Source organism: Shimia sp. MIT1388 (assembly GCF_047124445.1).
Classification (GTDB): domain Bacteria; phylum Pseudomonadota; class Alphaproteobacteria; order Rhodobacterales; family Rhodobacteraceae; genus Shimia.
The window spans coordinates 1,006,079-1,028,035 of the sequence record NZ_CP138921.1 but is presented as its reverse complement, the minus strand read 5'-3'; the positions used below and the strand labels follow the sequence as shown (position 1 = coordinate 1,028,035).

The following is a 21,957-nucleotide window of genomic DNA, read 5'->3' as shown; positions in this document are numbered from 1 at the left end:
CAAATCGCTATCTGACGCGTGGTTTCGGCCGCCTTAACAAAGACAATTGGAGCTAAATAAAGCGCGCGGACCGATGGCCCGCGCGCTGTGTCTTGGTCTGGATTTATGGAAGCTTAGACTTCCGTCGCCAGCTCTTCTTTGGCAGCGGCAAGCGCTTCGCGACGTTTGGCGCGGATGGTTTGCTCATCCGCCTTGTCGCCCAGATCACCCACAACTTTGCGGATCACATCGTCATGACCGGCTTCTTCAAAGTCTGCAGCGATGACGGTCTTGGCGTAATCCTCAGCCTCGGACCCAGTTTTTCCAAGCAGCTCAGCGGCCCACAGACCCAGTTTCTTGTTGGCGCGGGCTTCGGCCTTGAATTTCATCTCTTCGTCATGGGCAAATTTGGCCTCAAAGGCGGCTTCGCGGTCATCAAATGCGTTCATTTTTGAACTCCTCCATAATTCTAGGATGTCTCACTACTGATATGACCATTCGATGGGTATGCTGCAAGTGCAAGAGCTATGCTTGCGACAATGCTATCCATCCATTAAGAGGGCGAACAAATTCGGGACTCATCCCGGAAGAGAAGGAATGTAGCCATGGCCCGCGGCAAAAAAATCTATGAAGGCAAAGCCAAGATTCTGTTTGAGGGCCCTGAGCCGGGCACCATTGTGCAATACTTCAAAGATGACGCCACTGCTTTCAATGCGGAAAAGAAAGACGTCATTGATGGCAAAGGTGTGTTGAACAACCGCCTGAGTGAATACTTCATGACAGGTCTGGGGCAGATTGGTGTGCCAACCCACTTCCTAAAGCGCCTGAACATGCGTGAGCAGCTGGTGCGCAACTGCGAGATCATTCCGCTGGAAGTGATCGTGCGCAACTACGCGGCCGGATCCATGAGCAAACGTTTGGGCATTGAAGAAGGCACGCAGCTGCCGCGTCCGATTGTGGAATACTGCTACAAAGACGACAGCCTGGGTGATCCCCTGGTGTCGGAAGAGCATATTGCCGCCTTTGGCTGGGCGAGCCAGCAGGACATGGACGACATTCTTGGTCTGGCGCTTCGGGTGAACGATTGGCTGAGCGGTGTGATGTTTGGTGTGGGCATTCGCCTGATCGATTTCAAAATCGAGATTGGCCGTGTGTATGAGGGCGACTTCCAGCGTCTGGTTGTGGCGGACGAGATCAGCCCGGACAGCTGCCGCCTGTGGGACATCGAGAGCGGGCAGAAGCTCGACAAAGATGTGTTCCGTCGCGATCTAGGCAATCTGACCGACGCCTACGCTGAGGTCGCACGCCGTCTGGGTGTGCTGCCGAAAGGCACCGGCCCCAAGCCGACGCTTGTAAACTGACCCTGACCTAAGGCTCCTGCGCCCGGTTGCGGGTGCCGGGGAATGACGAATTTTGGCAAGAAAAGCGGGACAGTCCCGCCACATGCCCAATTGGAGAGAGACCAAATGAAAGCCCGCGTATATGTCATGCTGAAGAACGGCGTTCTGGACCCACAAGGTGAGGCCGTGCGTCATGCCCTTGGCAGCCTTGGCTTTGATGGTGTGGAAGGTGTGCGTCAGGGTAAGGTGATCGAGCTGGATCTGGCAGAAGGCACCACCGAGGCGACTGTGACCGAGATGTGCGAGAAGCTGCTCGCCAACACCGTGATCGAAAGCTACCGGGTGGAGATGGGCTGATGAAAGCAGCGGTCATTGTTTTCCCGGGCTCCAACTGTGACCGCGATCTTGCGGTGGCATTTGAGCAGGCCGGCGCGGATGTCACCATGGTGTGGCACAAGGATACGGCGCTGCCAGAAGGCATCGACATGGTTGGTGTGCCGGGTGGTTTCAGCTTTGGCGATTACCTGCGCTGCGGGGCGATTGCGGCAAATTCTCCAATTTGTCAGTCCCTTATCAAGCACGCCGAACGCGGCGGCTATGCACTGGGTGTCTGCAACGGCTTTCAGATCCTGACCGAAACCGGTCTGCTGCCGGGCGCACTGCGCCGTAATGCCGGGTTGAAGTACATCTGTCGCACAGTTGGCCTGGAAGTGGCCAGCGCCGACACGGCGTTTACCTCTGGCTACAGTAAGAGCGACGTTGTGAACGTGCCGATCGCGCACCATGACGGCAACTACTTTGTGACTGACGAGAAGCTGGCGCAGCTGCGTGATGAGGATCGGATTGCGTTCACCTATACCGACAATCCAAACGGCTCTGTTGCGGATATCGCCGGTGTGGTCAGCAAGAACCGGCGCGTGCTTGGCATGATGCCACATCCGGAGCGGGCGGCGGATACCGGCCATGGCGGCACAGACGGGGTGGCAATGTTCCGCGCGTTGATGGACCAGTTTGCCACAGCGTGACTTGAGGGTGTCGGCGCGTACGCGTAATATTCTTGCATGACGCAACACGCCTCCGACACCACTGAAAAACTGCGCCCGGCAACGACAAGCTGGCGGGCGCGTGTGACCTTGGCGTTGTTGGTCGTGGCTGCGGGGGTGACGATTTGGGTCACCAACAGCTTTCTGACAGATCGGTTTACAGCGAATACGCGCAATCGGGCGGAGCTTCGATTGGCGCTCTATTCCGGCAACTTGTTGAGTGAGTTGCGACGCAACGCCATTGTGCCACAGTTGCTGGCCAAAGACCCTGAGTTGATAGGGGCGTTGAACTCTCAGGATTTCTCGAGCTCCACGGCGCGGTTGATCAGTTTTGTCGATGAGATCGGCGCGGCGTCCTTGTTGATGCTGGATGAGACCGGACGCACAGTCGCGGCGACTGACCGCACGCGATTGGGAACCATGTATCGGGAACAAGAGTTCTTTATCAATGCGTTACGGTCTAATGTTACCCTGTTTACCACGGCCAAGGACGAGACGGGAGCGTACCGGTTTATCTATTCCCGGCGGTTGGAAAGCGGTGGCGCAACACTTGGTGTGATCGCGGTTGAGGTCGATCTGCACAAGTTTGAGCGGGCTTGGGCCGGGATTTCGGATGCGGTTCTGGTGGCAGACAGCGAAGGCACTATCATCCTGAGCAGTGAGCCGCGCTGGCGGGGGTTAACCGAGGCAGAGGCGCTGTCGCGGCAGCCTGCTTTGGGCGCAATTGAGCGGGCCATCAAAGTGACGGCGGATTGGGCGCAAGACCCAGCGGATGCTTACCTTCGCGGCGAAGCCGTGATGCGTATGGGCGCACGTATCCCATTCCGTGGATGGCAGATGACCAGTTTTACCAGTTATGCCGGTGTGCGGGAGAAGGTGAACGCGGTTCTGGCACTGGAGATCATGGGTTTTGCGATCCTGTTGGCGCTGGGATTCTATGTGTTGGGGCGCAAAAGCGCGCTGCGCATGGCTTTGTTTCAACGTGAAAGTGTGGAGTTGCGCGGGTTGAACCAGCGACTTCAGCGGGAAATCGCCGAGCGCGAGCGGATGCAGCAGAGCCTTGAGGTGGCGGAGCAAAGCCTGGCGCAAAGCTCGAAATTGGCGGCGCTTGGCGAGATGTCGGCAGCGGTGAGCCATGAGTTGAACCAGCCGTTGGCGGCTATGAAGACTTATCTGGCTGGGGCGCAGCTTTTGGTGAAGCGCAATCGGCCGGACGAGGCGCTGACCTCATTTCAGCGGATTGACGACCTGATCGAGCGCATGGGTGCAATCACCAAGCAGCTCAAGTCCTACGCCCGAAAAGGCGGTGATGAGTTCCATGTGGTTGATATGGGGGAGGCTGTGGCCTCGGCTTTGTCGATGATGGAGCCGCAATTGCGTCAGCGGCAGGTGCGCATAAGCAAGATTGTGCCGACGGATCCGGTGCGTGTGATGGGCGATCGGGTGCGGATTGAGCAGGTGATGATCAACCTGCTGCGCAACGCGCTGGATGCGACAGAGTCCGTGGCTGATCCGGAGATCGAAATCCTTTTGGCAGCAGGGGAAACCGCTACTTTGACGGTGCGCGACAACGGACCTGGCATTGAGGATTTGAACAACCTTTTTGAGCCGTTTTTCACCACCAAACAGCCCGGTGAGGGTGTTGGTTTGGGGTTGGCAATCAGCTCTGGCATCGTCAGCGACCTTGGCGGACGGCTGACAGCGCGGAATGGAGACGGGCAGGGGGCTGTATTTGAAGTTCAACTGCCTATCTTGAACGAAGATATTGAAGCAGCGGAGTAAATTCGTGGCACAAAGCATGAAGATCGCTATCGTCGATGACGAGCAGGACATGCGGCAGTCGATCAGCCAATGGTTGGCACTGTCGGGCTATGACACTGAAACTTTTCCCAGCGCCGAGGATGCGCTGAAGGCGCTTGGAGCAGAGTATCCGGGGATCGTGATTTCTGACATCAAGATGCCGGGCATGGACGGGATGCAGTTTCTGAAGAAGCTGATGGGCGCGGACAGTTCGCTGCCTGTGATTATGATCACGGGGCACGGTGATGTGCCGATGGCCGTGGAAGCGATGCGCGTTGGTGCGTTTGATTTCCTTGAGAAGCCGTTTAATCCGGATCGCATGACGCAACTGGCGAAGAAGGCCACCAATGCACGGCGTTTGACCTTGGATGCGCGGGCGCTGCGGCGTGAGCTGTCTGATGGCGATCAGATCATGAATAAGCTGATTGGGGCGAGCCCGGTGATGGCGCGTCTCAAGGAAGACATCCTCGATTTGGGGCAGGCCGATGGGCATGTGCTTATCGATGGTGAGACCGGCACCGGCAAGACATTGGTGGCGCATGCGTTGCACGCTGTTGGCAGCCGGGCTGGCAAAAAGTTTGTGCTGGTGAGCTGTGGGGCCTTTGAAGAAGAGGCGCTGGCCAAACGGCTGTTTGGACCGATGAACCCAGAAGACAGCCAATTGCCTGCGGTGGAAGAAGCACGTGGCGGGACGCTGGTCCTGGAAGACATCGAGAGCCTGAGCGATGCGCTGCAAGCCAAGCTGCTCAATGTAATCAATGAGCAGGGCACGCCCGCAGAGACGCGGATTGTGGCGATTTCCAACATGCAGGAACAGGACCGCACCTGCGAAGACGCGCTGCGCTCTGATCTATTCTACCGCTTGGCGGCCTTGCGGATCACGGTGCCGCCACTGCGTCAGCGTGGCGAAGACATCCTCAGCCTGTTCACGCGACTGTCGGAGCAATTCAGCGAGGAATATGGCTGCGATGCGCCGAAGGTGAGCGCGCAGGAAGCGGCGCAGTTGTTGCAGGCGCCATGGCCAGGCAACGTGCGTCAGCTGATCAACCTGGCGGAACGGGCTGTGCTGCAAAGCCGTCGAGGCGAAGGCACGATTGCCTCGCTGCTGATGAGTGACCACGAGGAGATGCAGCCGGTTGTGACCACCGAGGGCAAACCGCTTAAGGAGTATGTTGAAGCCTTTGAGCGCATGTTGATTGACAACACAATGCGCCGGCATCGCGGCTCTATTGCTGGTGTAATGGAAGAGCTGTGCTTGCCACGTCGGACGTTGAACGAGAAGATGGCGAAATACGGACTTCAGAGGGCGGATTACCTCTGATTTCAGGCCGATAGATTATGTGAACGCCGCAGGCCCGCGAATGGCTTGCGGCGTTTTCTGATTGGTGACAGGGTGCACACCGTTGGCGCTAACGGAATTTGTGGAGCTTCTTAAGTATGGCGATGTTGGAATCCCCGGCGGCCTATTTGTTTGATATGGATGGGGTGCTTCTGGATACGGAGCGGATGTTTCTGTCGGCCTTTGTGACATTGACGGATGATCTTCAAATTGCGCGCGAAGAGGCGGAGGCGTTTTTCGGCACGTTGGTGGGCACGTCGAGCCAGCACAGCACGGCGCAGTTGCACAAGTTTCTTCCTAAGAGCACGGATGTGGTTGCGTTTGATCTGCAGTGGCGCGCGCTTCACAAGGAGAATGTCACCAAGGGTGTGCCGGTAAAGCCATTTGCTTTGGATGTGCTGCAAGCCATTCGGACTAAAAAGGTGCCAATGGCGGTCGTAACCTCCACCCACGGACCGGCGGCGCAGCATCATTTGGAGACCGCGGGGCTTCTGTCTTTTTTCGACACGGTCTGCACAGGCAATGAGGTGGCTGCCAACAAACCGGACCCGGAGCCTTATCTGGAGGGCGCGCGCCGATTGGGGGCGGACCCGACGCATTGTGTGGCCTTTGAGGACAGTGACCTGGGCACCACGGCTGCGGTGCGGGCCGGGTGTTTTACAGTGCAAATTCCGGACCTGCGTCCGCCAAACACTCCCTTGCCGGATTTGGGGCAGTTGATTGCCCAAGATTTGGGCCATGCTGCTGTCCAGATTGGGCTTTTTGACAAGGCGTTAACCTAAGCCAGCTATCCGTCAGACGATTCCCCATTGTGTTTTCCACAGGAGTGGTTTTATGTGGGGGAACGGTCTGCGCAGGCTTTGCGCGCCGTAATGAGTTTCGCTGAGTGTTGCGTATCAGGTGGCCCACAGGACCCCGAGGGGCAGAGGGCCGGGCACAATACTCAGACCGATTGGGTTCATGAAAATGAACCGGTAGAGACGCCCGCACCGCCATGGCGGAGGGCATGTAACAGGCGCAGGCTCGGGCACACCGATCGCCGCGTCGGAGAAGAAACGCGATGAAGCGCGCGAGTAATTTGAGAGACCGAGCAGGGACCGCAAGCGGCCCCATCGGCGGCGCGCATCCCCTCGCTCAGACAAGACACCCCAGACAAGTTCATCGACCCGATCCCCCGGGAGGGGCGCGGCGCTTGCGCGGGTGCAAACGGATAACATGGCTAAGAAAATGCTCATCGACGCCACCCACGCGGAAGAGACCCGTGTTGTGGTGGTGGACGGAAACAAGGTTGAGGAGTTCGACTTTGAATCCGAAAACAAGCGCCAGCTTGCTGGCAACATCTATCTCGCAAAAGTAACTCGGGTTGAGCCGTCGTTGCAGGCGGCCTTCGTGGACTATGGCGGAAACCGCCATGGCTTCTTGGCGTTTTCGGAAATCCATCCGGATTATTACCAGATCCCTGTGGCGGATCGCGAGGCGCTTATGGAAGAAGAGCGGGCCTATGCCGAGTCTCTGAAAGCGCGCGACGAGGAAGAAGAAAAGCCGAAGGCGAGGTCGCGTCGGTCCCGCTCTCGCAAGAAGAAGTCCGAGGATCAGGTGGCCACTGAGGCAACCGAGACCGAGGCGGTAGAAGCTGCGTCCGAAGAGCCGGTTGCGGAAATCTCCGGCATGGAGACCATTGATTTGGTGGAGGATGCCGGCGGTGACCAAGACGAAGGTCTGTCGCCGATGGAACTGGTGGAAGAGACTCCGGTTGAGGAGCCTGCGGAAGCAGAAGCAGCTGAAGCGGATGCTTCGGCAGACGTTGAAGCGGACGCGGCTGAAGTAGCGCCAGCAGAGGCCGAAGAGGCTGCTGAGGAAGAGGCTGCAGAAGACGCACCGGAAGCGGAAAGCGACGTTGCGGCGGAAACTGAGGCGGCGGATGCAGAAGAGACTGCAGAAGCTGCGGCTGAGGATACTTCTGAGGACGGTCGGGACAAAGACGAAGGTCCAAAGACCATCGCGGCCAACACCGAAGGCGAAGATGCTGTGGTCAGCAAGGACCCGGAAACTGGCGAAGAGACCGAAACCGAAGCCAGCGCTGCGCCGGAAGGCGAAGACGCTACGGAAGACGACGTTGCGGTGGAAGAGGCTGTCGAAGAGACCGAGGCGGCTGCACCGGAAAGTGACGAAAATGCGGATGTTGAGGCTGAGCCTGTAGAAGAGGGTGCCGCGGAAGAGGCGCCGGAAGAGGCTGTGGCGGAAGAAGTAGAAGCCGCTGTTGAAGAGCCAGAAGTCGCGGAAGCAGCTGATGATGCGGCGGATAGTTCCGAAGCCGACTCCGAGAGCGCCGCTCAGGACGAAGACGCTGTTGCTGAAGACGCTCCGGAAGCTGATGCAGAAGCAGCAGAAGGTGCCGAAGAAGAGGCGGATGCCGAGGCGGACTCTGAGGCTTCCTCAGATGACGAAGACAGCGGTAAAAAATCCGGCCGTCGTCGCTCCCGTCGTCGCGGCAAGCGTTCCGAGGCGTCGGAGAAAGACGAGAGCATTGAATCTGTCGCTGATGAAGACGACAGCGAGGACATTCGTCCGCCGCGCAAGCCGCGTCCGCGTCGCTACAAGATTCAGGAAGTGATCAAAGTGCGCCAGATCATGCTGGTGCAGGTTGTGAAAGAAGAGCGCGGCAACAAAGGCGCGGCGCTGACCACCTATCTCTCCTTGGCTGGTCGCTATTGTGTTCTGATGCCAAACACCGCGCGTGGTGGTGGTATTTCCCGCAAGATCACCAATGCGGCGGACCGCAAGAAGCTCAAGGAAATCTCCAACGAGATTGATGTGCCGCAGGGCGCAGGGTTGATTGTGCGTACGGCTGGAGCGAAGCGCACCAAGTCCGAGATTAAGCGCGACTATGAGTATCTGCAGCGCCTTTGGGAGCAGATCCGCGAGCTGACACTCAAGTCGACGGCACCTGCCAAAATCTATGAAGAAGGCGACCTGATCAAACGCTCGATCCGCGATCTTTATTCGCGTGAGATTGACGAGGTTCTGGTGGAAGGCGAGCGCGGCTACCGCATCGCCAAAGACTTTATGAAGATGATCATGCCGTCCCATGCCAAAAACGTGAAACGGTATCAGGACAGCCTGCCATTGTTGGCCCGCTATCAGGTGGAGAGCTATCTGTCGGGGATGTTTAACCCAACGGTGCAGTTGAAGTCCGGTGGTTACATCGTAATTGGCGTGACCGAAGCACTGGTGGCGATTGACGTGAACTCCGGTCGGGCCACCAAGGAAGGCTCGATTGAAGAGACGGCGCTGAAGACCAACCTGGAGGCCGCCGAAGAGGTGGCTCGCCAGCTGCGTCTGCGTGACCTCGCCGGTCTGATCGTGATCGATTTCATTGATATGGACGAGCGCAAGAACAACACTGCAGTTGAAAAGCGCATGAAGGACAAGCTTAAGACCGATCGTGCGCGCATTCAGGTGGGCCGGATTTCGGGCTTTGGTCTGATGGAAATGAGCCGTCAGCGTCTGCGTCCTGGTATGATCGAGGCGACCACACAGCCATGTCCACATTGTCACGGCACCGGTTTGATCCGCTCGGATGACAACCTGGCGCTGTCGATCCTGCGTCAGATTGAGGAAGAAGGCACACGCGGCCGGTCTCGCGAGGTTCTGGTGAAAGCGCCAGTGGCCATCGTGAACTACCTGATGAACCAGAAGCGTGAGCATGTGGCGCAGATCGAAGCGCGTTATGGTCTGTCCGTACGCATAGAAGCCGACCCGCATCTGGTGTCGCCAGACTTCTCCATCGAAAAGTTCAAAACCGCAACGCGCGTAGTGCCGGAGCCTGAGGCGCCGGTCGTGTCTGGTGACATCTCGATCATGGACGCAATTGATGACGCGGACGTGGAAGACGCCGAAGTGATTTCGGAAGAGAAGCCGGAAACCGAGGAAGGCGAAGCCAAGCCGAAGAAACGCCGTCGTCGTCGCCGTCGTCGTCGGGGTAATGGCGAGAATGGTGAAGGTGACGCGTCTAGCGAAACACCTTCTGAAGGCGATGCCGAGGCATCTGAAGAGGGAGACGCCTCTGAGGGGGGCGACGATAAGCCAGCAGAAGAGGCCGCTGAGGGTGAAGAGAAACCCAAGAAGCGCAGCCGGAGCCGTCGCAGCCGATCTCGGGGTAAGAAGTCTGAGGCCGCCACGGAAGAGGTGAGTGCCGAGGAAGCCGCTGATGAAGCGCCTGCGGCGGAAGCCACGGAAGCTGAGCCTGTGGAAGCGCAGGAGCCTGTGACCGAAGCAGAGCAATCTGAGGCTGCGGACGTTGCTGAGCCAGAAGTGGAAACCACCGCGGAAGAGGTTGCTCCTGAAGCGTCAGCTGAAGAGGTTGAAGCCCCAGAAGCAGACGCCGAGGCACCGGTGGAAGTTGAAGTTGAACCTGTGGCAGAAGTTGCGGTGGCCGAGCCAGAACCGGCAGCCCCGCCCAAGCCAAAGCGGCGTGGCTGGTGGTCACGCGGTAAGTAAATTGGAAGCGCCGGGGGAGACCCCGGCGTTTTCTTTTGGATGTGTGAAAGGCCGTTCAGACGCTTGATCCGAGGTACCTGAGCACATGTTTAAGTTTAGTGTGCGCGCAGAAATTGGCGAAGATAGCCGTTTTCTTGAGATTAAGGTTTCTTGACATCGGATTGAAAAGGTACGAAAAAATACCTTTTAGGCTTGAAGATATTTTAAGCTTAAAAAAAATTTCTTCAGCTTATTGACGGACGCCCCTCGGAACGCCCAAGGTTCCTCTTGAAAAAACAAAGAACCAGGGAGCGACAAAATGAAGTTGCGGAGTGCGGCGTTGGCCGCGGCAATGGCATTGGCAGGCGCAACAGCGCAGGCGGATGTGAAAGTTGGAATGATCACCACACTGTCCGGCGGCGGCGCAGGTTTGGGCATCGACGTGCGCGATGGCTTCATGTTGGCCGTGAAGCAGGCGGGCCGGGATGATCTGGAAGTTGTGATCGAGGACGATCAGCGCAAGCCAGACATTGCCGTGCAATTGGCCGACAAAATGATCCAGTCTGAAAAAGTCGACGTGCTGACCGGCATCATCTGGTCCAACCTGGCCATGGCCGTGGTTCCGGCAGCGACGGCGCAGGGCAAATTCTACCTGTCGCCCAACGCAGGCCCATCGCCACTTGCGGGCAAGGGCTGCCATCCGAACTACTTCAATGTGGCATGGCAGAACGACAACCTGCACGAAGCCGCAGGGGCCTACGCCAACGACAGTGGCCTGAAGAACAGTTTTATTCTCGCGCCAAACTACCCAGCGGGCAAAGACGCGTTGACGGGTTACAAGCGCTTCTTCGAAGGTGAGTTGGCCGGTGAACTGTACACCAAGCTGGGTCAAACCGATTACGCCGCCGAAATCGCGCAGATCCGTGCGTCCGGCGCCGATAGCGTTTATTTCTTCCTGCCAGGCGGCATGGGGATTTCTTTCCTGAAGCAATATGCCGCGAGCGGTGTGGACCTGCCATTGGTGGGGCCGGCGTTCAGCTTTGATCAGGGTATCCTGCAAGCGGTTGGCGATGCGGCGATGGGTGTTAAAAACACCAGCCAGTGGAACAAGGACATCGACAACGCCACCAACGCGGCGTTTGTGGAGACCTTCCAGGCCGAGTATGGCCGCCTGCCGTCGCTCTATGCGTCCCAAGGCTTTGACACCGCCAACCTGCTGATCTCTGCGATGGGCAAGGCGGATGTGGCTGACGCAGATGCGTTTCGTGCGGCGCTGAAAGCAGCCGAGTTTGACTCCGTACGGGGCGACTTTGCCTTTGGTGACAACCACCATCCGGTGCAGAACATCTATGTGCGTGAAGTGATCAAGGAAGGTGACGTGTACACCAACAAGATCATTGCAACAGGTCTGACCAACCACGCAGATGCCTATGCGGCTGACTGCAAAATGTAAGTGACTTCGGGGAGGCCTTCGGGCCTTCCCACCTCCATGCATCTTGGCGGGGTAGGTGCATGATGTTCAGTCTTCAATATCCTGAATAAAATAACTTTTCTGCGCTGATCGTTTGGCGGAGGGGTGCCGCTTTGGCACTGAATGAGGGCAATGACAACACTACTTTTCATAGAGCAGATGCTGAACGGGCTACAGTTTGGCGTGATGCTGTTTCTCATGAGCGCGGGCCTGACGTTGGTCTTTGGCGTCATGGGGCTGATCAATCTGGCGCATGGGTCGCTGTACATGATTGGGGCCTTTGCCGCGGCAGCTGTGGCGGCCGCAACCGGCTCCTTTGTGCTGGCTCTGGTGGCGTCTTTGGCGGCGGCGGCACTGGCCGGGGCGTTGATTGAGCTGACCGTCATTCGGCGCTTGTACGACCGAGACCATCTGGATCAGGTTTTGGCGACCTTTGCGTTGATCCTGATTTTCTCCGAAGGCACGCGCTGGATGTTTGGGTCATTCCCCTTGTTCCTGGATGTGCCCCCGATGTTGGCAGGCCCGGTGAGCTTGCCGGGCGGGATCGAATACCCGGCGTACCGGTTGTCCATCATCGTGATCGGCCTCTTGGTGGCAGTGGGCATGTTTGCCCTAATCAACCGCACGCGGGTTGGCATCCGTATCCGTGCGGGTGAGGCGGACCGGGAGATGATTGCAGCCTTGGGCGTGGACATTGCCAAGCTCTACACCTTTGTTTTCGCGCTTGGCGCCGCATTGGCGGGTTTTGCCGGGGCTTTGGTCGGCGCGATCCAGTCCGTGCAGGTGGGCATGGGCGAACCGGTTCTGATCCTGGCCTTCGTGGTGATTGTTATTGGCGGCATTGGTTCGATCAAAGGGGCATTTGTCGGTGCCTTGCTGGTAGGGATCACAGACACAATGGGGCGGTTTTTGCTGCCACAGATTTTTGCGCTGTTCCTTGAGCCTTCGGCGGCGGTGTCGGTGGGATCGGCATTGGCGTCGATGTTGATCTACATCCTAATGGCGGGCGTTTTGGTGTTCCGCCCCCGCGGACTATATGGGGTGGCGTGAGATGACACGGGAGACATGGATCAATGTGGCCGCGCTGGCGGTTTTGCTTGGGGTGCCGCTTTGGGCGTTGATGGCGGATGAGCCGTTTATCATCACGCTGGCGACACGTGCGGCGATTTTTGCGCTGGCAGGCGTGGGGCTGAACCTCGCATTGGGGACTGGCGGATTGGTCAGCTTGGGGCACGCGGCGTTCTTTGGCATTGGCGGCTATGCAATGGGCATTTTGGCGAGCCACGCGCAATCATACGCACCAATCATGGAAGCGCCGTTTCTGATCGAGGGCACAAAATCGATGCCGGTGATCTGGCTGGTGGCGATGGTGACTAGCGCGCTGGCAGCGCTGGCTATTGGAGCGCTGAGCCTCCGGACCTCGGGCGTCTATTTCATCATGATCACCTTGGCGTTTGGGCAGATGATCTACTACTTCGCCATCAGCTGGCCCGCCTATGGCGGTGAAGATGGTCTGTCGATCTATGTGCGCAACGAGTTTCCGGGGCTGAACACGCTGGTGCCGATGCAGTTCTTTGGCCTGTGTTTTGCGATCCTGTGCCTAGCGCTGTTGCTGATGAATGCGATCCACAAATCCGCTTTTGGACTGGCCCTGAGCGCGGCGCGGCAGAATGAGACGCGGGTGCTGTCCGTTGGCATGAAACCTTACCATCTGCGGTTGGTGGCCTTTGTGATTTCCGGCGCGGTGACTGGTCTGGCGGGCGCGTTGTTTGCGGATCTCAATCGCTTTGTCAGTCCCACTATGCTGAGCTGGCAGATGTCGGGGGAGATCATCATCTTCATCATCATTGGTGGTGTTGGACGGCTGTTTGGGCCGGTGATTGGCGCGATGATTTTTATCCTTCTGGAACATACGCTGGGCGGGTTGTCGGAGTTTTGGCATGTCTACCTGGGCGCTCTGCTGCTTGGCATCGTGCTTTTTGCAAAAGGTGGCGTGATAGGTGCCCTTGCAGGTCGGGAGAAAGCCCATGACTGATGTGGTGTTAAGCACAGAGCGGCTTTTCAAAAGTTTTGGCGCCTTGAAGGCCACCAACGACGTGTCACTGGATTTGCGCAAAGGAGAAATCCACGCGCTGATCGGCCCGAACGGGGCCGGGAAGTCGACATTGATCCAGCAAATCACCGGTCATTTGGGCTCTGACAGCGGCACAGTGCGGCTGATGGATGAGGATCTGACCGACGTTGGACCAGCGGAGCGCGCGCGCAAAGGGCTTGGGCGGACGTTTCAGATCTCGTCCTTGGCGATGGAGCACACGGTTTTGCAAAATGCGGTGCTTGGTGCGTTGGGGCAGCGTGGCAATGTGATGTCGTTTTTCAAGCCGGTGATGAAAGATGCGCAGCTTGTGTCAGCCGCCAAGGAGGCCTTGGTGCAGGTTGGTTTGGCGGAGTTTGCGGCAACGCGCACGGCGGATTTGAGCCATGGGCAACGGCGGCAATTGGAGGTGGCGGTTGCACTGACGTTGAAGCCTAAAGCTTTCTTGATGGATGAGCCGATGGCTGGCTTGGGCCTGGAAGGCGCGCAGCAGATGATTGGTCTTTTGACGGAGTTGCGCAGGGAAGCGCCCATTCTGTTGATTGAGCACGATATGGATGCGGTTTTTGCGCTGGCGGATCGGATCAGCGTGTTGGTTTATGGCGAGGTGATTGCCACCGGCACGCCAGAGGAAATCAAAGTGAACCCGGAAATCCGGCGGGCCTATCTGGGGGATGAGGTGCCAGCATGAGTTTGATCGAGCTAAAAAATATCGCGGCGTTTTATGGTCCCAGTCAGGCGCTATTCGATGTGTCACTGAACGTGGGCGAGGGCGAGGTGCTGGCGCTCATGGGGCGCAATGGTATGGGCAAGACCACCACCGTAAAAGTCATGTGCCGGATGCTGAAGAATTCGGGTGGCGCAGTGGAGTTTGGCGGGCAGGATATTGGCGGTTTGCCGTCTTATAAAGCCGCGCGGTTGGGCATTGGGCTGGTGCCCGAGGGACGCCGTTGTTTTGCAAATCTGTCGGTGTATGAAAACCTGATTGCAGCAGCCCGCAAAGGGGCCTGGGACTTTGCGGCAGTTTGCCGTTTGTTTCCACGCCTGGAAGAGCGGCAGGATCAATCTGCGGCGTCGCTTTCTGGCGGCGAGCAGCAGATGTTGGCGATTGGCCGGGCGCTGATGACCAATCCGAAATTGCTCATTCTGGATGAGGCGACCGAAGGTCTGGCACCGGTGATCCGACAGGAGATATGGGAGGCTGTTGCGAAGCTTAAGGCTGAGACTGGCATGGCGATCATTGCCATCGACAAGTCGCTCAAAGAGTTGGGGCAAGTGGCTGACCGTGCGGTGATCCTTGAGAAGGGGCGCACGGTCTGGACTGGAGGTTTTGACGCTTTGGGGCCGGAAGAAACTGACCGTTACCTTGGCGTCTAGGGCTTAGATTTTGGCAATACCGGCGCGGTGCGGTCTGTGGACAGCTCCGCGTCGGAAAACACCCAAGGGCCGCGCAGACCGCGCACACCTTCAGCCTCGACCACCATGCCACGCGCCGCGATTTGTGGGTCGGTCAGCGCCTGTTCAATCGAGTTGATTGGGCCAGCAGGGACTGTGGCCGCTTCCAGTGCAGCCAGAAGATCCGCTGAAGACCATTTGCTGGTTTCTGATTCAATTTGCGCGGTGAGGGCGTCGCGGTTGGCGACCCTCAATTGGTTGGTGGCGTAGCCCGCCGCGTCGCCCAAGTCGCCGCGTGACAGCACTCCGCAAAGGCGTTGGAATTGACCATCGTTGCCAACGGCGATGATGATGTGCCCGTCGGCTGTGGGGACCACTTGGTAAGGTGCGATGTTGGGATGCGCATTGCCTTTGCGGTTTGGGCTGTCGCCGGTGGCGAGGTAGTTCATCGCCTGATTGGCGAGCATCGCCGTGGCGCAATCCAACAGTGACATGTCGATGTGCTGGCCGCGCCCGGTGGTGTGGCGCTGTTCGACAGCTGCCAAAATGCCGATGGTGCCATAGAGGCCGGTGACCACATCCGTGACGGCAACGCCGACTTTTTGTGGTTGCCGGTCCGGCTCGCCGGTGATCGACATCAGTCCGGACATGCCTTGTAGCAGGAAATCATATCCCGCGCGGCTGGCGTACGGGCCGGTTTGGCCAAAGCCGGTGATTGAGCAGTAGATCAGACGCGGATTTAATTGGGATAGCGTGTCGTAGTCCAAGCCGTATTTCTTCAACCCGCCGACTTTGAAGTTCTCGATCAGGATGTCGGCGTCTTTGATCAGCTCCAGCACCTGTTTGCGGCCTTCCTCGGTTCGGAAGTCTGCCACAACAGAAGTCTTGCCGCGATTGGCGGCGTAGAAGTAGGCAGCGGTTTTGTCGCCGTCGCGTTCAATAAAGGGCGGGCCCCAAGTGCGGGTGTCGTCGCCTTGAGGGGCCTCCACCTTGATAACTTCCGCGCCAAGATCGGCCAAGGATTGGCCGATCCAAGGGCCAGCCAGAATACGGGCGAGTTCTACAACTTTGAGACCTTTGAGTGGGGTCATGGGAAGCCTTCAGAGATAGGGCGGCGTGCAGGCGGAAACCACCTCGGCCGGTTTGTCGGAGATATTGCGGAAGCGGTGGGGCTGTCGGCTGTCAAACAAATAACTGTCCCCTGCGCGCAGGATTTGGGTTTGGTTGCCTACGGTCACTTCGATTTCGCCAGAGAGCACGATGCCGCCCTCGTTTGCGGGGTGGGTTAGCATGGTTTCGCCGGTGTCAGCTCCCGGGGCGTAATGCTCGCGTAGGATCTGCAAGTCGTGGTCTTTGGCGTTGCCTACCTGTTTGAGGGTCAGTTTCGAAGCCTCAGTGCCCAGTTGTGACGTTAGGTCAGACAAGGCTTCCGGGCCAAAGAAAACCTGACCTGGTTCATGGGTTTCCGGCTCAAAAAACTCGGCCATCGACATACCCATGCCGCCCAATATCTTGCGCAAGCTGGCCACAGAGGGGCTGGATCGGTTGGTTTCGATCATGGATATCTGCCCATGCGGCACGCCGGCGTATTGCGCCAGTTGGCGCTGGCTCAATCCTGCGGACAGGCGCAGCTTTTTAAGGCGGCTTCCCACGTCAAACGTGTCGCTCATCGGATCCTCCGTGTTGGGCCAGTGGCTGTGGTGTACTGCGCCAACAGGACGCAACGAAACTTTGATCAATTGGGTCTAGCAATGCTCAATATTCTGCGCAATAGAAGGCAAGAAAGTTTTCGCGACGTTGCGGCGTTTGTCTCGGGTTGCCTTGACGCAAGGGCAGGGTCGGACATGTTGGGCGGCAACGGAAATTGATGTTTTGCGCCTCTTTAGGGGGCGGACGGAAGGAGAGACCATGGCCAAAGATCTGGCACCACAGTCCAAACCGGAATTGGGTTCGTTCAACTGGGAAGACCCGTTTCTGATCGAAAGCCAGCTGGAAGAAGATGAGCGCATGGTACGCGATGCTGCGCGCGCTTATTGCGATGAAAAGCTCGCGCCTCGGGTGACCGCGGCGTTTGAGCAGGAAGAAACTGATCCTGCAATTTTTGCCGAGATGGGTGAAATGGGCCTGTTGGGCACCACCATTCCTGAGGAATATGGCGGCATTGGTGCGGGCTATGTGACCTATGGTCTGGTGGCACGCGAAGTGGAGCGTGTCGACAGCGGGTATCGCTCGATGATGTCGGTCCAGAGCTCGCTGGTGATGTATCCGATCTACGCTTATGGCTCTGAAGAACAACGCAAGAAATACTTGCCAAAACTGGCGTCTGGCGAGTGGATTGGCTGTTTTGGCCTGACTGAGCCGGATGCGGGATCTGATCCGGGCAGCATGAAGACCACCGCCAAGAAAGTGGACGGCGGCTATGTACTGAACGGCGCCAAGATGTGGATTTCCAACTCTCCAATCGCGGACGTGTTTGTGGTTTGGGCAAAGTCGGACGCGCATGGCGGTAAGATCCGTGGTTTTGTGTTGGACAAGGGCACCAAAGGCCTGTCGGCGCCAAAGATCATGCACAAGGCGTCGCTGCGCGCGTCGATCACCGGCGAGATTGTGCTCGACAATGTGGAAGTGTCCGAAGATGCGCTCCTGCCAAATGTGGAAGGCCTGAAAGGTCCGTTTGGCTGTTTGAACCGCGCGCGCTATGGCATTGCCTGGGGCGCCATGGGCGCGGCGGAGTATTGCTGGCACGCGGCGCGTCAGTATGGTCTGGACCGTAAGCAGTTTGGCAAACCACTGGCACAGACTCAGCTGTTTCAATTGAAGCTGGCCAACATGCAGACCGAGATTTCGCTGGGTCTTCAGGCAGCACTGCGGGTTGGTCGTTTGATGGATGAAGCGCAGGCCGCGCCGGAGATGGTGTCAATCATCAAGCGCAACAACTGTGGCAAGGCGCTGGATATTGCGCGTCTGTCTCGTGACATGCACGGCGGCAACGGCATCAGCCTGGAATTTGGTGTGATCCGTCACATGGTAAACCTGGAAACGGTGAATACCTATGAAGGTACACACGACGTGCATGCGCTGATCCTTGGGCGGGCGCAGACCGGTTTGCAGGCATTTTTCTGATACTTTTCAGATTGTAATGTCGTAAAATTGAAGCGCGTCACCGAACGGTGGCGCGCTTTTGTTTTCTGAGAGCGGCTGTTGCCGCGCTGTCCACCTCAAACGATGATGTGAGCACAACGCCAAACAGGATCTTTGCCTGTTGAGGAGAATATCTTTCTAAACGGACGTCTTCGGTAACCAGTTGGGGGTAGCGGTCGAGCGGATCGCCATACCCGCCTCCTCCAGGCGTCTGCACGTGGACCCGGTCACCCGCCGTCAGTGGAATATCCTGTTCTTTTGACAAGTGTTCGGGCGTGTACGGCGCGCCGTCGCGAAACACGGTGACCTTGTTGACCTCTCCGTCGCCACCGCTAACCGCGCCTGGTGGGCCAAAGCGGCCGTGATCCATGACAAAGCTCGCTTTGGCCTCACCTCGGCGCAGTTCCACCTCATAGTCCAACCCAAAACCGCCACGATGTTTGCCCGCGCCGCCCGAGCCTTCGTGCAGGGCGTAGTGGCGATACAGCACGGGGTAGGCTTGTTCCATGATTTCAATGGGCGGGGCCTTGGAGATGCCGATTGTTGAGCAGCCGTTTGAGAGGCCGTCGTGCTGGGCGTTGCCGCCATAACCGCCGCCGGAAATTTGGTACATGACGTAGTTGCGATTGCGTGCGGGATCAAAACCGCCAAGGGCAAAGTTACCACTGGTTCCTGCCGGCGCGGCAGTGACTTTTTCGGGGATGGCTTGAACGAGTGCAGCAAAGACCGCTTCGGCGATACGTTGAGAGACCTCAGCGGCACAGCCCGAGACCGGGCGTGGGTATTTAGCGTCCAGGAATGTGTCTTCGACGCTAGTGATTGTGAAAGGCGCAAAAGCGCCCGCGTTCATTGGCACATCTGGGAAGATATGCCGCATGGCCAGGTAAACAGCGCTGTGCGTCGTCGCGCGCACCGAATTCATCGGTCCGAGGCAAGGCGGGCTGCTGCCCTGGAAGTCAAACGTCAGCGTTTCGTCGGACTTGGAGACCGAAAGCGCAATGGACAGCGGTGTATTCACCACGCCATCGCTGTCCACATAAGCTTGGGCGGAGTATGTTCCGTCGGGAATGTTCTTTAAGCAGGCGCGCATTTGGGATGCCGCGCGCGTATTTAGCTCACAGATTGCGTCTGAGACGGTTGTGTCGCCGTAACGATCGAGCAGCGCAGCGAGACGGGTTTCGCCTACAAGCAGGGCAGCGGCCTGTGCTTGAACGTCGCCAATGCGTTGCTCGGCCACGCGGATGTTGGACTGGATGATTGCAAAAATCTCTTTGTCCAGAACTCCTTGCTTGAACAGCTTGACGGGCGGTAAGCGCAACCCCTCTTGCTCAACGGCCGTCGCGGACGCGGAAAATCCACCTGGGACCGCGCCGCCAGTATCGGGCCAATGACCGGTGTTGGACAGCCAGCAGAAGATTTCTCCGTCGCGGTAAAACGGTTTGGCAAAGCGCACGTCCATCAGGTGTGTGCCGCCCAAGTAGGGATCATTGACAATATAGATGTCGCCCGGGTTGGGCGCTGCGACATCGCCGGAGTTGATCATTTCGATCAATGTCCGAGTGGAATACTGCATGGTGCCGACAAACACGGGCAGGCCTGCGGACCCTTGCGCAATCAGAGCGCCGTCAGAAGCGGCATAGATGCCATCGGAGCGGTCGTTGGCCTCTGCGATCACTGGAGAAAAGGCCGCGCGGGAGAACGCCAGATCCATTTCGTCGCAAACCTGCTGCAACCCGGCTTGAATGACGGTGAGGGTGATCGGGTCTAATGTCATGCGCAACCTCCCACATGCAGGATCAGGTTCCCAACGGTGTCCGATGTGACGTCATCGCCTGGGGGCACAACAGTTGTGGTGTCCATTTGCTCGATGATGGCGGGGCCGTCTAAGGTTGCGTCGCTTGGCAGAGCGTCCCGATTGAAGACGGGCGTTTCCAGCCAGGTGTTTCCGAAGAAAACGTTTCGGGTACCGGTTTGCGCACCTTTCAGTGTTTTCGTGCGTGACGTTTGCGTTGAGAGTTGAGTGAGGTCCAAGGGCGGGCGGCGACCGACTACCGAGCAGTTTACGTTCACGATGGCGGCAGGCATGTCGTCAAGTGTGACCTGAAATCGGTTCTTATACGCGTTTTCGAAGAGTTCTTGGAGCGCATCGATTGACATCTTCGGGTCAACAACCGGAACGCGGAGAAGGTGGGTCTGACCGACAAATTGCATATCGAGGGACAGGATGGTGTCTACCTTGTGCAAAGAAATAGTCTCCTTTGCAATCAAGGCCTTTCCCTTGGATATTAATGTACCAAAGATGTCTGCCAGCTTGCCCGGTGGCAGGTTGGTCAAAGGCGTGTTGATCGTGCGCACAAAATCATGGCGCAAGTCGGCGACCACGCAGCCCAAAGCGTTGGTGAGGCCAGGCCGGGCCGGGATGATCACGCGCGGGATGTCGAGTTCTTTTGCTAGGGCTGCGGCGTGCAAGGGACCGGCGCCGCCAAACGCAAACAACGCAAAATCGCGTGGATCAGCGCCAAGAGAGAGCGATACCATACGGATCGCTCCAGCCATTTTGGTATTGGCCACTTGCACAACTGCTTCGGCGGCTTCGACAGCGGAGCATTTCAGGGCCGGAGCAAGGTGCTCGGTGAAGGCGCGGCGGACGTCTTTGGACAGCTGTGTCTGCTCGTCTGGTGTCAGGACTGTCGGGCGCAGACGGCCTAGAAGGTAGTTGGCGTCAGAGATTGTGGGTTGCGTGCCGCCGCGGCCATAGCAGATCGGGCCGGGCGTTGCGCCAGCGCTTTCCGGGCCAACTTCCAATAGTCCGCCAGCGTTGATTTTTGCGATGGACCCGCCACCTGCGCCAACTGTGCGCACATCCACCATGGGCACATGGACTGGCATGCCGTATTCGACTTCGATTTCGTTGGAGACCGAGGGCGTGGCTTCGCGGATCAAAGCTACATCGGTCGAGGTACCGCCCATGTCGTAGGTGATCAGGTTGGGTTCATCTGCCGCCCGGCCTGTGAAAGCGGCTGCCATGACACCGGACGCTGGGCCAGACATCACGGTTTTGGCGGCTTCCTTGGAAACCGACTGCGCGCTGACCATGCCTCCGTTGCCGTTCATGATCAGCAGGTCGCGGGCATAACCTTGGTCCGCCAAAGCGTGAGACAGGCGATCCACGTATTTGCTGAGCACCGGTTGAACGGACGCGTTTACCGCTGCCGTGACGCCGCGCTCATACTCGCGGCTTTCTGACAATAAGGCATGACCGGCGGTGATATAGTCGTTGGGCCAGATCTTGCGCAGCGCTTCTACCGCCTGCAGCTCATGGATGGGATTTGCGTAGGCGTGCAAGAAGTGCACAACGATAGCCTCACACCCCTGATCCAAAAGAGTTTTCGCCGCCGCTTTGACAGCGTTGATGTCGAGAGGTGTGAGGATGTTGCCGTCGCTGTCCATACGTTCCGGTACTTCGAAGCGAAGGTCGCGGGGGATGAGGGGCTCAAATTCACCAAACATCCCATAGGCCTGTGGCCGGGTTCGGCGGCCAAGCTCTAGGATGTCTCGAAAACCGTGGGTGGTGATAAGCCCAGTGCGGGCCAGTTTGCGTTCAAGAACTGCGTTGGTAGTGGTCGTGGTGCCGTGGACAATGAGATCAAGCGCGGCAATTTCGCAGTTGGCCGCATCAAGAGCGTTCAGGACGCCATTGGACTGATCCTCTAAGGTGCTGGGCACTTTGGCCAGGCGGAGACCATCCGGGCTTAGCGCGACAAGATCGGTAAAGGTGCCGCCCACATCGACGCCCACAATCGTGCCGGTTTGCGTATTTTCAGATTCGGCCACCTGCGGTCCTCCGTGAAAATCCATTTGTATGCAAATGATGGAGG

18 protein-coding genes are annotated in these 21,957 nt (G+C 57.9%); 13 read left to right on the top strand and 5 right to left on the bottom strand.

All coding sequences use genetic code 11. The annotated features are described in order from the left end of the window. Positions 1–113: 113 nt before the first annotated feature. The gene (locus SIB92_RS05050; RefSeq protein ID WP_412554777.1) at positions 114–428 is read right to left on the bottom strand and encodes a DUF1476 domain-containing protein; all 315 of its coding nucleotides are present in this window, start codon (positions 426–428) and stop codon (positions 114–116) included. Positions 429–584: 156 nt separating this feature from the next. Here SIB92_RS05050 and purC point away from each other — a divergent pair, with 156 nt between their 5' ends. The 12 genes from purC to SIB92_RS04990 all read left to right on the top strand — a co-directional run bounded on the left by purC (position 585) and on the right by SIB92_RS04990 (position 14,920). Continuing rightward, positions 585–1,340, top strand: a complete 756-nt coding sequence (gene purC / locus SIB92_RS05045) for a phosphoribosylaminoimidazolesuccinocarboxamide synthase (RefSeq protein WP_412554776.1) — start codon at positions 585–587, stop codon at positions 1,338–1,340. Between the two features lie 105 nt (positions 1,341–1,445). Next, complete coding sequence (gene purS, locus SIB92_RS05040) at positions 1,446–1,676, top strand: phosphoribosylformylglycinamidine synthase subunit PurS (RefSeq protein ID WP_058240728.1); 231 nt, start codon at positions 1,446–1,448, stop codon at positions 1,674–1,676. After that, positions 1,676–2,344, top strand: a complete 669-nt coding sequence (gene purQ, locus SIB92_RS05035; protein WP_412554775.1) for a phosphoribosylformylglycinamidine synthase subunit PurQ — start codon at positions 1,676–1,678, stop codon at positions 2,342–2,344. The genes purS and purQ overlap by 1 nt, the downstream gene beginning before the upstream one ends. 36 nt (positions 2,345–2,380) lie before the next feature. Then, positions 2,381–4,144, top strand: coding sequence for a sensor histidine kinase (locus SIB92_RS05030; protein WP_412554774.1), 1,764 nt, complete (start codon positions 2,381–2,383; stop codon positions 4,142–4,144). Positions 4,145–4,148: 4 nt separating this feature from the next. Continuing rightward, positions 4,149–5,483 carry a sigma-54-dependent transcriptional regulator gene (locus SIB92_RS05025; RefSeq protein WP_294114860.1) on the top strand — a complete coding sequence of 445 codons (1,335 nt, stop codon included), beginning with the start codon at positions 4,149–4,151 and terminating at the stop codon, positions 5,481–5,483. Between the two features lie 116 nt (positions 5,484–5,599). After that, complete coding sequence (locus SIB92_RS05020) at positions 5,600–6,283, top strand: HAD family hydrolase (RefSeq protein WP_412554773.1); 684 nt, start codon at positions 5,600–5,602, stop codon at positions 6,281–6,283. 433 nt (positions 6,284–6,716) lie between these two features. Continuing rightward, the gene (locus SIB92_RS05015) at positions 6,717–10,001 is read left to right on the top strand and encodes an Rne/Rng family ribonuclease (RefSeq protein ID WP_412554772.1); all 3,285 of its coding nucleotides are present in this window, start codon (positions 6,717–6,719) and stop codon (positions 9,999–10,001) included. 298 nt (positions 10,002–10,299) lie between these two features. Continuing rightward, the gene (locus SIB92_RS05010) at positions 10,300–11,433 is read left to right on the top strand and encodes an ABC transporter substrate-binding protein (protein WP_412554771.1); all 1,134 of its coding nucleotides are present in this window, start codon (positions 10,300–10,302) and stop codon (positions 11,431–11,433) included. 150 nt (positions 11,434–11,583) lie between these two features. Beyond that, positions 11,584–12,501: a branched-chain amino acid ABC transporter permease gene (locus tag SIB92_RS05005; RefSeq protein ID WP_412554770.1), complete on the top strand. Its 918-nt coding sequence runs from the start codon at positions 11,584–11,586 to the stop codon at positions 12,499–12,501. A gap of 1 nt (position 12,502) precedes the next feature. Continuing rightward, complete coding sequence (locus SIB92_RS05000) at positions 12,503–13,486, top strand: branched-chain amino acid ABC transporter permease (RefSeq protein ID WP_412554769.1); 984 nt, start codon at positions 12,503–12,505, stop codon at positions 13,484–13,486. Next, on the top strand, positions 13,479–14,234 hold the full coding sequence (locus SIB92_RS04995; protein ID WP_412554768.1) for an ABC transporter ATP-binding protein: 756 nt from the start codon (positions 13,479–13,481) through the stop codon (positions 14,232–14,234). Before SIB92_RS05000 ends, SIB92_RS04995 begins: the two co-directional genes overlap by 8 nt. Continuing rightward, positions 14,231–14,920 (top strand): ABC transporter ATP-binding protein, encoded by a 690-nt coding sequence (locus SIB92_RS04990; protein ID WP_412554767.1) that lies wholly within the window; start codon positions 14,231–14,233, stop codon positions 14,918–14,920. The genes SIB92_RS04995 and SIB92_RS04990 overlap by 4 nt, the downstream gene beginning before the upstream one ends. On the opposite strand, the gene SIB92_RS04985 is transcribed toward SIB92_RS04990, so the two are convergent. Further along, on the bottom strand, positions 14,917–16,029 hold the full coding sequence (locus SIB92_RS04985; RefSeq protein ID WP_412554766.1) for a CaiB/BaiF CoA transferase family protein: 1,113 nt from the start codon (positions 16,027–16,029) through the stop codon (positions 14,917–14,919). The two genes, SIB92_RS04990 and SIB92_RS04985, sit on opposite strands and share 4 nt — an antisense overlap. A 9-nt stretch (positions 16,030–16,038) precedes the next feature. Beyond that, the gene (locus tag SIB92_RS04980) at positions 16,039–16,608 is read right to left on the bottom strand and encodes a cupin domain-containing protein (RefSeq protein WP_412554765.1); all 570 of its coding nucleotides are present in this window, start codon (positions 16,606–16,608) and stop codon (positions 16,039–16,041) included. A 238-nt stretch (positions 16,609–16,846) separates the two neighbouring features. Between SIB92_RS04980 and SIB92_RS04975 the strand changes: the two genes are divergently transcribed. Continuing rightward, the gene (locus SIB92_RS04975) at positions 16,847–18,061 is read left to right on the top strand and encodes an acyl-CoA dehydrogenase (protein ID WP_412554764.1); all 1,215 of its coding nucleotides are present in this window, start codon (positions 16,847–16,849) and stop codon (positions 18,059–18,061) included. A 37-nt stretch (positions 18,062–18,098) separates the two neighbouring features. Here the strand turns inward: SIB92_RS04975 and SIB92_RS04970 are convergent, their stop codons facing one another. Together SIB92_RS04970 and SIB92_RS04965 are read right to left on the bottom strand one after the other, a co-directional pair. Then, complete coding sequence (locus tag SIB92_RS04970; RefSeq protein WP_412554763.1) at positions 18,099–19,853, bottom strand: hydantoinase B/oxoprolinase family protein; 1,755 nt, start codon at positions 19,851–19,853, stop codon at positions 18,099–18,101. Further along, the gene (locus SIB92_RS04965) at positions 19,850–21,913 is read right to left on the bottom strand and encodes a hydantoinase/oxoprolinase family protein (RefSeq protein WP_412554762.1); all 2,064 of its coding nucleotides are present in this window, start codon (positions 21,911–21,913) and stop codon (positions 19,850–19,852) included. The genes SIB92_RS04970 and SIB92_RS04965 overlap by 4 nt, the downstream gene beginning before the upstream one ends. Positions 21,914–21,957 lie beyond the last annotated feature (44 nt).

What these genes read in the sequence shown, in the direction of transcription:
- SIB92_RS05050 (WP_412554777.1), bottom strand. Translation starts at nt 428, where the DNA reads ATGAACGCATTTGATGACCGCGAAGCCGCCTTTGAGGCCAAATTTGCC.
- purC (WP_412554776.1), top strand. Translation starts at nt 585, where the DNA reads ATGGCCCGCGGCAAAAAAATCTATGAAGGCAAAGCCAAGATTCTGTTT.
- purS (WP_058240728.1), top strand. Translation starts at nt 1,446, where the DNA reads ATGAAAGCCCGCGTATATGTCATGCTGAAGAACGGCGTTCTGGACCCA.
- purQ (WP_412554775.1), top strand. Translation starts at nt 1,676, where the DNA reads ATGAAAGCAGCGGTCATTGTTTTCCCGGGCTCCAACTGTGACCGCGAT.
- SIB92_RS05030 (WP_412554774.1), top strand. Translation starts at nt 2,381, where the DNA reads ATGACGCAACACGCCTCCGACACCACTGAAAAACTGCGCCCGGCAACG.
- SIB92_RS05020 (WP_412554773.1), top strand. Translation starts at nt 5,600, where the DNA reads ATGGCGATGTTGGAATCCCCGGCGGCCTATTTGTTTGATATGGATGGG.
- SIB92_RS05015 (WP_412554772.1), top strand. Translation starts at nt 6,717, where the DNA reads ATGGCTAAGAAAATGCTCATCGACGCCACCCACGCGGAAGAGACCCGT.
- SIB92_RS05010 (WP_412554771.1), top strand. Translation starts at nt 10,300, where the DNA reads ATGAAGTTGCGGAGTGCGGCGTTGGCCGCGGCAATGGCATTGGCAGGC.
- SIB92_RS05005 (WP_412554770.1), top strand. Translation starts at nt 11,584, where the DNA reads ATGACAACACTACTTTTCATAGAGCAGATGCTGAACGGGCTACAGTTT.
- SIB92_RS05000 (WP_412554769.1), top strand. Translation starts at nt 12,503, where the DNA reads ATGACACGGGAGACATGGATCAATGTGGCCGCGCTGGCGGTTTTGCTT.
- SIB92_RS04995 (WP_412554768.1), top strand. Translation starts at nt 13,479, where the DNA reads ATGACTGATGTGGTGTTAAGCACAGAGCGGCTTTTCAAAAGTTTTGGC.
- SIB92_RS04990 (WP_412554767.1), top strand. Translation starts at nt 14,231, where the DNA reads ATGAGTTTGATCGAGCTAAAAAATATCGCGGCGTTTTATGGTCCCAGT.
- SIB92_RS04985 (WP_412554766.1), bottom strand. Translation starts at nt 16,029, where the DNA reads ATGACCCCACTCAAAGGTCTCAAAGTTGTAGAACTCGCCCGTATTCTG.
- SIB92_RS04980 (WP_412554765.1), bottom strand. Translation starts at nt 16,608, where the DNA reads ATGAGCGACACGTTTGACGTGGGAAGCCGCCTTAAAAAGCTGCGCCTG.
- SIB92_RS04975 (WP_412554764.1), top strand. Translation starts at nt 16,847, where the DNA reads ATGGCCAAAGATCTGGCACCACAGTCCAAACCGGAATTGGGTTCGTTC.
- SIB92_RS04970 (WP_412554763.1), bottom strand. Translation starts at nt 19,853, where the DNA reads ATGACATTAGACCCGATCACCCTCACCGTCATTCAAGCCGGGTTGCAG.